This is a genomic window from Rhodanobacter sp. Soil772, from assembly GCF_001428385.1.
Classification (GTDB): Bacteria; Pseudomonadota; Gammaproteobacteria; order Xanthomonadales; family Rhodanobacteraceae; genus Rhodanobacter.
Genome location: NZ_LMSK01000003.1, coordinates 280,922 through 291,178 on the forward strand (window position 1 = coordinate 280,922; position 10,257 = coordinate 291,178).

Here is a 10,257-nt window from a genome sequence, read left to right on the forward strand (position 1 = left end):
ACATCCGGCTGCCCATCGACCCATGAAAAGCCCGGGACTGGCCCGGGCTCCGGTTTGCCGGATGGCTCGGCGACGACTCAGTCGATCGCCGGCAGGGTACCCACGCCTGCTTCGATCGCCGCCTTGTGCATCAGCGTGCGCGGCAGGATGCGGGCGAAGTAGAACGCGGCGGTGTCGCGCTTGGCCTGCTTGAACGCGGCGGACTGCGCGCCGGCTTCGGCGGCGGCCACGCTGCGCGCCCACAGGTAGGCGAGGGTGACGTAGCCGGAGTAGTACAGGTAGTCGGTGGCCGCGGCGCCGAGTTCCTCCGGGTTGGCCTGCGCGCGCTGGGCCAGGCTCACGGTGAGGTCGCTCCATTCCTTGGTGGCGACGGCGAGCGGGCCGATCAGGCTGCGCAGCGCCGCGTCGGTGCTGTGCTGCTGGCAGAACGCGCTGATCTCCTGCAGGAAGTGCTTCGCGCCGACGCCTTGCAGCTGGAGAATCTTGCGGCCCAGCAGGTCGGCCGCCTGGATCCCGGTGGTGCCTTCGTACAGCGTGATGATGCGGGCGTCGCGCACGAACTGCTCCATGCCGTTCTCGGCGATGTAGCCGTGGCCGCCGTAGATCTGCAGCGCTTCCTTGGTGCACTCCTGCGCCAGCTCGGTGGTCATGCCCTTGGCGATCGGGATCAGGAACGCCACCAGCTCGCCGGCCTTCTGCCGGGCCGCTGCGTCGGTGGCGCGATGTTCGATGTCGGTCTGCAGCGCGGTGTACAGCACCAGTGCGCGCGAACCTTCGACGAACGCGCGCTGGGTTAGCAGCATGCGGCGCACGTCCGGCTGCACCAGCAGGTTGTCGGCCGGCTTGTTCGGGAACACGGGGCCGGACAGCGCGCGTGACTGCAGCCGCTCGCGCGCGTAGTTGAGACTGTTCTGCAGCGCGCGCTCGGCCAGCGCCAGGCCCTGCACGCCGACCGACAGGCGCGCCGCATTCATCATGGTGAACATCGCGGCGAGGCCCTTGTGCGGCTTGCCGATCAGGTAGCCCTCGGCGCCGTCGAAGTTCATCACGCAGGTGGAGCAGGCGTGGATGCCCATCTTGTGCTCGATCGCGCCGGCGGCGACCGTGTTGCGCGCGCCCAGCGAGCCGTCCTCGTTGACCCTGAATTTCGGCACGATGAACATCGAGATGCCGCGGCTGCCTTCCGGCGCGTCGGGCAGGCGCGCCAGCACCAGGTGCACGATGTTCTCGGTGAGGTCGTGCTCGCCGGCGCTGATGAAGATCTTGGTGCCGGTGATCTTGTAGCTGTTGCCCTGGGCGGGCTCGGCGCGGGTCTTCAGCAAGCCCAGGTCGGAACCGGCCTGTGGCTCGGTCAGGCACATCGTGCCGGTCCAGCGGCCTTCGATGATCGGCTTCATGAAGCGCTCGCGTTGCCATGCCTCGCCGTGGATCTCCAGCGCGTGGGTGGCACCTTCGGACAGCAGCGGGTACAGGCTCCAGGCCAGGTTGCCGGACTGGAAGATCTCGGTGGTGGCGGTGCCGAGCACGCCGGGCAACGCCTGGCCGCCGTAGATTTCCGGATTGGTCAGGCCGGTCCAGCCGCCTTCGGCGAACTGCTTGAACGCTTCCTTGAAACCCTTCGGCGTGGTCACCGTCTGGGTGGCCTTGTCGTAGTGGCAGCCTTCCGCGTCGGCGGGCGCGTTGGTCGGCGCCAGCAACTGCTCGCTGAGGCGGCCGGCTTCCTCCAGCACCGCGTCGAGCAAGTCGCGGCTGTGTGCTTCGCCGCCCTGCAGCGCGGTGAGGGTCGGTTCGGCGTTCAACACGTCGAACAGGGCGAAGCGCAGGTCGTCGAGGGGAGCCTTGTAAGCGGTCATGGTGATTCCTTCGGTGGAAAGCGGGGATGTCTAGCGATACGTGTTGGGGATGCCCGGCACCGGCGAGATCCAGTCGTTGCCGTTGAAGTCGAACGAGCGCGGCTTGGCCTCCTGCTCGGGCTTGGCGCTGGCGCTGCCGCTGACGCGATAGGCCAGCGCGCCAGCACTGCCCTTGGCGGCGATCGCCTGCAGTGCCTGGGTCATCGCCGCGGTGGGCAGCACGTTGAGCTGGATCACGTCGCCGGCGAGCTCGGGAATGTCGAGGTCGAAGGTGGCGTGCAGCCGCACCGGTACCAGCTCGGCGAGCTGCAACTGGCCGTCCAGCGACTTGAAGTCCATCCCGCCGTAGCTGTTGTTCTGGATGCGCACGGTCAGCTGCCACTGCCCGTTCGGCAGCACCACCAGTTGCTGGATGGTGACGTTCGGCGGGTACACGCTCTTCTTCGCCGGTCCACAGGCGGCCAGGCCCAGCAGCAGGACGGGGATGATCCAGCGCAGCAGACGCATCGCGGCTTCTCCAAACGATCGTTTGAATACCGATTCTAACCGCGATCGAGGGGGTTGGCGCCAGTAGCGGCGAATGGTTGCCGGCGGAAGGGTTGCGGATCCATCAGGAACTTCGGCCAGTGCCGGCAGGATCGCGGCAGACGCGAGCCTGGCTTCCGCATGCGCCGTCCTGGCGAAGGTTTCGCGGTTACCCGCAAACGGGCATCATCGTCGCTTCCACTTTCATCCGCAGGGTTCCGCCGCATGTCACGACGCTTTGTTGCACGCCGCTCGCCGATCCACGGCAACGGCGTGTTCGCCACCGCCCCGATCGCCAAAGGCGAGGAAATCATCGAGTACAAGGGCAAGTTGATGAGTCACGCGGAGGCGGACGATCTGTACGGCGACGGCGGCGAGACCGGCCACACCTTCCTGTTCACCTTGAACGACGACTACATCATCGACGCCAACCAGGGCGGCAACAGCGCGCGCTGGATCAACCACAGCTGCGCGCCGAACTGCCGCGCGCTGGTCGAAGAAAGCGCCAGCGGCGACCCGCGCCGGGATCGCGTGGTGATCGAGGCGATCCGCAACATCAAGCCGGGCGAGGAGCTCACCTACGACTACGGCATCGTGCTCGACGTGCCGCATACGGCGCGCCTGAAGAAGCTGTGGGTTTGCCTGTGCGGCTCGCCGAAATGCAGCGGCACCCTGCTCAAGCCGAAGCGCTGAGGGCAAAAGTGGGTGGAGGGGAGCGAGAAACGAGAGAAGCCCCTCGTTCATTCTTCTCCACCCACTCCACGCTTCATTTCTATTCTTCTTCCACGTGCGGTTTCCACGCCTCGCTGAGCTGCTTCTGCACGGTGGGCGGTACCGCTTCGTAGTGGCTGAGGTCGAGGCTGTAGCGGCCGCGGCCGCCGGTCATCGACTTCAGTTCGGTAGGGTAGTCGGTCAGTTCGGCCAGCGGCGCCTGCGCCTTGATCACCAGCTCGCCGCCGCGCTGGGTATCGGTGCCCAGGATGCGCGCGCGCTTGCTGGCGAGGCCGCCGGTGACGTCGCCCACGCTGTTCTCGGGGATCGCCACCTCGACGTTGACGATCGGCTCCAGCACGATCGGCTTCGCCTTGCCGACGGCGTCCAGGAATGCCTTCTTGCCGGCGCTGATGAAGGCGACTTCCTTCGAGTCGACCGGGTGGTACTTGCCGTCGTACACGGTCACGCGCAGGTCCTGCAGCGGATAGCCGGCGACGGCACCGTGTTCCATCGCCTGGCGCACGCCTTTCTCGATCGCCGGCAGGTACTGGCCGGGGATCACGCCGCCCTTCACCGCGTCGACGAACTCGAAACCGGCGCCGCGCTCGAGCGGTTCGATGCGCAGGAACACCTCGCCGAACTGGCCGGCGCCGCCGGTCTGCTTCTTGTGCTTGTGGTGACCCTCGGCCTGGCCGGCGATGGTTTCGCGATACGCGATCCGCGGCGGGTGCGAATCCACCTCGACGCCGTAGCGTTCGCGCATGCGCTCCAGCATCACCTTCAGGTGCAGGTCGGACAAGCCGCGCACCACCGTCTCGTTGAGCTCCTTGTGATGCTCGACGCGAAAGCACGGGTCTTCCTCGGCCAGCCGCCCCAGCGCGTTGGAGAGTTTCTGCTCCTGGCCCTTGTGCCGCGGCTCCAGCGCCAGCCCGAACATCGGCGAGGGAAACGCCAGCGGCGCCAGCGTGATCAGGTCCTCGTCGTGCGAATCGTGCAGCACCGCGTCGAAATGGATTTCCTCCACCTTCGCCACCGCGGCGATGTCGCCGGGGACTGCCGCCTCGATCTCCACGTGGGTCTTGCCCTGCAGGCGGAACAGGTGGCCGACCTTGAACGGCTTGCGGCCGTCGTCGACCAGCAACTGGCTGTCGCGGCGGATCGTGCCCTGCCACACGCGGAACACGCCGAGCTTGCCCACGAACGGATCGTTGACGATCTTGAACACGTCGGCGATCACGTGGGCCGCGGGATCGGCGCTGATCTTGAGCGGCGTGCCGTCGCTGCGCGCGAACGGCGGCGGGTTGCCCTCGGCCGGATTCGGCAGCAGACGCGCGGCGACGTCCAGCAGTTCGGGCACGCCCGCGCCGGTGCGGGCGCTGACGAAGCAGATCGGCACCAGGTGGCCTTCGCGCAGGCACTGCTCGAACGCGTCGTGCAGTTGCTGCGGCGTCAGCGCACTTTCGCCGGCATCCAGGTAGCGGTCCATCACGGTCTCGTCGACTTCGACCACCTGGTCCAGGATGCGCTGGTGCGCCTGGGCCAGCGAGGAAAAGTCGGTGGCGCCCTCGGTGTGGAAGAAGCAGTCCAGCACCCGGTTGCCGCGGTTGGCAGGCAGGTTCACCGGCAGGCATTCGTTGCCGAACTCCTCGCGCAGCGCATCCACCAGCGCGGCCAGGTTGGCGCCGTCGAAGTCGATCTTGTTGATCACCAGCACGCGGGCCAGACCGCGCTTGTGCGCGTGCATCATCATGCGGCGGGTGCCGTATTCGATGCCGTTGATCGCATTGACCACGATTACCGCGGTTTCCACCGCCGACAACGACGCCAGCGTGGCGCCGCGGAAATCGGCGTAGCCGGCGGTGTCGATCAGGTTGAGGTGGCAGTCGCCGTGGTCGAGGTGCGCGATGCAACTGTCGATGGAATGGACGCGCGCCTTTTCCTGCGCGTCGCTGTCCGACACCGTATTGCCGCGCTCGACCGTACCCGGCGTCTGGATCGCGCCGCCGGCCAGCAGCAGCGCTTCGAACAACGTGGTCTTGCCCACGCCGGCGTGTCCGGCGAGCGCGATGTTGCGGATGCTTTCCGTGGAATGCGTCACGATGCGACCCTCCCATGCAGGGCGTGGCCTCGTGGCATGAACGGCGCCGCGCGAGGCCGCGCGTTGGCGGCTGACGATGGCGGGCCGTCATGGTCGTCTTGCACCTGTGCAGGGCGTGGCGTGCACCGGGCAAGCGGTCATGGCGGAGAGACGGCGCGTGGCGCCGTCCGCCTAGCCTTGAGCGAACCATGGGTGCGGTCAAGCTGCAGTGCGGGGAACCGGCGCGGCGCTGCGGCGGTCTGAATGAGATGCGCCGTGATCCCGCCTGCCGCCGTCCGATGCTGGGCGGTGGTTCAAGCGCGATCGGCCATCCTGTCCGCCGTCACCGTCCACGAGGCACCGTCATCGTCCCTCCGCAGCAGCTTGCCCAGCACCGCCCACTGTCGCCGGACCCGGAGCCCGCGGAGCAGCCGGGTCGCGGGCTGAGTCCGCTGGACGGTGCAGCGCGGGCGCTGCTGCGGCAACGACGCTGGCACGAACCACGGCACGAGCGCCGCCAGCACTGGCTGGCGCTGGTGGTGGCCGGCCTGCTGCATGCGCTGTTCGTGTTGGTGATCTGGCAGCAGATGCGGCCGACGACGATCCGGACCGTGGTGCACGCGCAAGCGGACGACGTGCTGCAGGTGCGCTTCATCACGCGCGCACCGAACACCGTAGCCGCACCGCCGCCGGCCATGCCGGCGCCGCCGAAACCGCGCACGCCGCCCCGGCCGCACGAGCCGCCGGCGAAGAACGCGATGACCCTGCAGGTGCCCACGCCGGCACCTGCCGCCGCACCGCGCCTGTATGACGAACACGGCCAGCCGTTGCTGCCCGCAGCCGCCGCCAGCGTGCCCGCGCCCAGCTACGTGCAGCGCCTGCCGCAGGGCGACCCGCGGATCATGCAGCACCGCAGCCCGGTCACCTATCAGGCCACGCGCTTCGAGAAGGATTGGGACCGCAACAGCAATGCGATCGACAGCGCGCTGCAGAAGCTGGTGGACAAGACCACGGTGAAGAAAACCATTCGCCTGCCCGGTGGCGTGCGCATCCACTGCGGCGTTTCGCTCGCCATGCTGGCCGGCGGCTGCGGTGGCGAGCCGCCGCCACCGCCTTCGGCCAAGGACGGCGACGAGCGCCTCAGCATGGCGCCGACCAAGCCGCTGGCCGGCGACGCGCATGCGCCGCCGAAACCGAGTGAGGAGGCGTGCATCGCGATGTACCGCGCCGGCAAACCGCTGGCGTGGGGCTGCCCGGTCGACACGCCGAATCGCGCAGTCGACGCCGAACTGCGCGAACGCGCCGCGGGAGCCGCCAGGCAGCACTGAGCGTCACACGGAATCCCGGCTGCGCCCATTACACTGGCCGCATGCCCCTGCCACCCCCGGACCAACCTGCCGCCGGCCGTCCCGCCAATCCTGCGCGGGTGATGCTGAATTCGCCGCTGGCGGCGGCCACGCGGGCCCGGGTTTATCACCAGCGTACCCGTCCGCGTCCGCGCGAACGCGGACTGCACGTGGTTGCGGCTGTGGGCACGTTGCTGGTGCACCTGTTCTGTCTGTTCGCCTTCGTGCTCGGCCCGGCCTATGAACTGAAACCGCCGCCCGAATCGAAGCTGCAGTTGCTGCAGGTACGTCTGATCGAACCACCCGAACCGCCGCCACCGCCGCCGGTGCGCGGCACGCCGCCCAAAGAGCGCGGCCCGCGCCACCAGGGCCGCAGCAGCCGACCCGCGCCGAGCAGCGAGCGCAGCGCGAACACCATAGCCGTGGTCGCACCGAAGCCGGCCGCCGCCGCCGCGACGCCGGTGATCGCGAAAGCCGCGAAGCCGCACGCGCCGACACCGAAGCCGATCGCTGCCCCACCGGCGCCGGTGAGCCTGCCGCAACCGGCGCCGACGCCGGAACTGCAGCCCATCCCGCTGGCCGGCGAGCCGCCGGCCGTGACGCTGCCGACGCCGGCCCTGCAACCGCCGGTGCCGCCGAAATTCCAGCCCGAGTCGGTGCGCAAGCCGCAACTGGAAGGCAACCGTCCGATGCTGCCACCGCCGTCGCTGGCGCTGCCGGAAGTGCCGCCGCAAGCTGCGCCGCCGATCACCGTGTCGAGCATCGCGCTGAATACCGAAGTACCCAAATCCAGCGCGCCGGCCAGCGTGACGCCGGCTCGTGCGCAGCTTCCCGCCGCGCCGCCGGTACCCGAACTGCAGCCCATCCCGCTACCCGCACAAGCGTCGCCGAGCGTGAACGTGCAGGCGCCACTGAGCGTGCCGACGCCGACCGTGCCGATCGAGAAACCGCAGCTGCAGGCGCCGGCGGTCGAGGTGGCCGAGGCGGAACTCGAGGCGGTCCCGCTGGCGCCGGCGGCCCCGGCACGAATCGAACCGCAGGCACCAAGCGCGAAGATCGAGGTCGCCGACACGGCGCGGCAAACAGCCGTCCAGCCGTCCATCGAACGACCGCAGTTGAGCGCCCCGCCGGCCGTCGCCGCCGCGACGCCGGCCCCGCCGACAACAAGTCCGCCGGCGTCATCGTCGCCCGCGGCGGCCGAGCAGGCTGCGCCCAGTCCGACGGAAACCAGCAGCGGGCGCGATGTCAGTCGCGCCCCCGACGCCACGCCGCAAGGCAGCGACCTGGCCACACCCGGCAGGCCCGAAGGTGTGGCCGCCACGCCGGAAAGCGCCAGCACCAGCACCGCCGCCGCACAGCCCGTGGTGCGTCAGGGCAGCAAGCAGGGCCGCAGCGGCAAGCAGCTTGGCGAGGGTCGGCCCGGCGGCAACCAGCCGGGTGCGGAGCAGGGCGAAAAGCAGGGCGCGCTGGGGGGCTACGTGCAGCTGAAGCCGCACGGCGATACCGAGATCATGCGCCACGGCACGCCGAACATCGGCTACCAGCCGACTCGCTTCGAGCAGGACTGGGCGCCCGAAGGCGAAAGCTCGATCGACACCGCGCTGCGCCGCGCCGTCGAGAAGACCAAGGTCAGCCACACCTTCCACCTGCCGCGCGGCGTGCGCGTGGAATGCACGGTGATGCCGCTGCTGCCGATCGCCCTGTTCGGTTGCAACAACCCCGATCCCCCCGCGAAGCCGGTCGACGACAAAGTCTACGAGCGCCTGCACCTGGCGCCGGCCAATCCCGTGGCAACGCCTGCACCGGCGGCCAGCAGCGCCACTCCGGCGCCGATGGTCAGGTTCGACAACAGCGCCGAGTGCGCCGCCGCCCGCGTCGCCGGCAGCCCGCCACCACCCGGCTGCGAAGGCATCGTGCTGCCGGTCAAGCCGGCCGTACCCGCGCCGTCATCCAGTTCGTGGGTACCGGCAAGCGACCAGTTCCATTGATGGTCTTCCGGAAAACGACGTCCACCTCGCCATGGTGAGGCCGCAAGAACGCAATGACGCGTATACCCCCGAACGATCCTGCACCCCGACCATTTTCGCCGCTGTCGCTTGCCTCGTGCTCCCTTCAGTGAAAGACTGCCGATGACATCTGCCCGTCCCGCAAACGGAGCGGGATTAGGCTGCTGAATTAGGCTGCATCGAAAAGGGCAAGTGATTGATTCCTGTGGCCGGGTAGCTCCGGCCGGATGCCGGGTAACCGGGATAGACTGCGGGATTAGACTGCAATTTGAAATCTATTTAGCGTTAGACATCACAGGGAATGCATCGTGAGTGATAGTTATTACGACACAGCGCAAATTTGTCTCAACGGACACGTCGTAAGTACGTTCGCATCTTCACAACCACAATCAAGCCAGAAGTTCTGTGCGAAGTGTGGGGCAGAGACGATCATGGGCTGCGCTGGCTGCAATACAGCAATCCGTGGGTACTACCACGTACCTGGTGTCATCGGATTTTTTGAGTACAGCAAACCTGCATACTGCTACGGCTGTGGCAAGCCCTTTCCCTGGACGGCCGCCAGTCTTGAAGCAGCGTCGGAACTCGTAGACGATCTTCCGACGTTAAGCCACGAAGAGAAGCAACAACTGAAAGAGAGCTTCCCAGATTTGGTGAGGGACACACCAAGAACAGCCGTTGCGGAGGGGCGTTTCAAGCGCCTTACCAAGAAAGCAGGTACAGAGGCAGTCGGTGCCATGCGCTCAATACTTATCGACGTCGTCAGCGAAGCAGTCAAGAAATCTATATTCGGGCCCTAGTGAAGTGCTGTCTAACATCTCGTTCGAGGCGGACGGCTTCGCCGCCGCTCAACTCCAGCGTTAGAGGGCATATGGGAGTTCAACGGCTCGGGCGCGATACAACGAGCGTCGATTCGCTTGTCTGGAACGGTCATGGCTTTGACGGCGCNAACTCCAGCGTTAGAGGGCATATGGGAGTTCAACGGCTCGGGCGCGATACAACGAGCGTCGATTCGCTTGTCTGGAACGGTCATGGCTTTGACGGCGCAGAGGCTCAGTCCATGTGGTGGCAACTGCCCGAGACGCTCAAGCAAGTTGCCATCGCAGAGCTTCAAGCCGGCAACATTCCAGAGCACATTCTCCGCAACGACACGCGTGCTATCGTGCTTCTCGCGTTCCAACGTCGGCCCATGACTCCCAAGCCAAGTGCAGAGGTCATTCGGGTTCATCCAAGTTTCGCCTACGGCAACTACTGCTATGACGGCACGTTCTGCACCTACGAGGACATCGAGTCCGGTTGCTTTCTTGCCTTCGACGATCCGGACTACGTGGATGCCCTCTAACATCTCGTTCAAGGCGGACGGCTACGCCGCCGCTTAACTCCAGCGTTAGGCTCATATGCACATCCCTTTCTCGGTGCCGGACATTCCTGAGCTAGACGCGCTGCCCGACAGTGAGCGGACGCGGCTCATGCTTAGCTACACAACCTCCGCCAGCGCGAAGCGGCTCATTCGTCTGGTGCAAGCAAGCATGCTCCTTTCATTGGTATTTCTGCTTCTGGCCATTAATTTAGACGGTACTTGGCGCTTACTCTGTGGTGTCGCCGTGCCGATTTCGCTTGCGTTAGGTGTTGTCGCCTATCGCGTTGGGGTCACTCGCGTACTTCGCAAACTTCTCGATGGCGCCTAACATTTCGTTCAAGGCGGACGGCTTCGCCGCCGCTTAACTCCAGCGTTAGGT

7 protein-coding genes are annotated in these 10,257 nt (G+C 66.9%); 4 read left to right on the forward strand and 3 right to left on the reverse strand.

What is annotated here, in order from left to right:
- Window positions 1–77 precede the first annotated feature (77 nt).
- Window positions 78–1,853 (reverse strand): acyl-CoA dehydrogenase C-terminal domain-containing protein, encoded by a 1,776-nt coding sequence (locus tag ASG75_RS12795; protein WP_056390023.1) that lies wholly within the window; start codon window positions 1,851–1,853, stop codon window positions 78–80.
- Between the two features lie 30 nt (window positions 1,854–1,883).
- A complete protein-coding gene (locus ASG75_RS12800) occupies window positions 1,884–2,360 on the reverse strand; it encodes a hypothetical protein (RefSeq protein WP_056390030.1) in 477 nt (158 codons plus the stop codon).
- Window positions 2,361–2,603: 243 nt separating this feature from the next.
- On the opposite strand from ASG75_RS12800, the gene ASG75_RS12805 reads away from it, so the two are divergent.
- On the forward strand, window positions 2,604–3,071 hold the full coding sequence (locus ASG75_RS12805; RefSeq protein WP_056390032.1) for an SET domain-containing protein-lysine N-methyltransferase: 468 nt from the start codon (window positions 2,604–2,606) through the stop codon (window positions 3,069–3,071).
- Between the two features lie 79 nt (window positions 3,072–3,150).
- Here the strand turns inward: ASG75_RS12805 and fusA are convergent, their stop codons facing one another.
- A complete protein-coding gene (gene fusA, locus ASG75_RS12810) occupies window positions 3,151–5,190 on the reverse strand; it encodes an elongation factor G (protein ID WP_056390035.1) in 2,040 nt (679 codons plus the stop codon).
- 188 nt (window positions 5,191–5,378) lie between these two features.
- On the opposite strand from fusA, the gene ASG75_RS12815 reads away from it, so the two are divergent.
- The 3 genes from ASG75_RS12815 (at window position 5,379) to ASG75_RS16040 (ending at window position 9,318) form a co-directional block, all read left to right on the forward strand.
- Window positions 5,379–6,497: a hypothetical protein gene (locus tag ASG75_RS12815; RefSeq protein ID WP_235580229.1), complete on the forward strand. Its 1,119-nt coding sequence runs from the start codon at window positions 5,379–5,381 to the stop codon at window positions 6,495–6,497.
- Window positions 6,498–6,538: 41 nt separating this feature from the next.
- Window positions 6,539–8,503: a hypothetical protein gene (locus ASG75_RS12820; protein ID WP_235580230.1), complete on the forward strand. Its 1,965-nt coding sequence runs from the start codon at window positions 6,539–6,541 to the stop codon at window positions 8,501–8,503.
- Window positions 8,504–8,829: 326 nt separating this feature from the next.
- Entirely contained in the window at window positions 8,830–9,318 is a 489-nt protein-coding gene (locus tag ASG75_RS16040; protein WP_082547607.1) for a DUF2321 domain-containing protein, read from the forward strand.
- Window positions 9,319–10,257 lie beyond the last annotated feature (939 nt).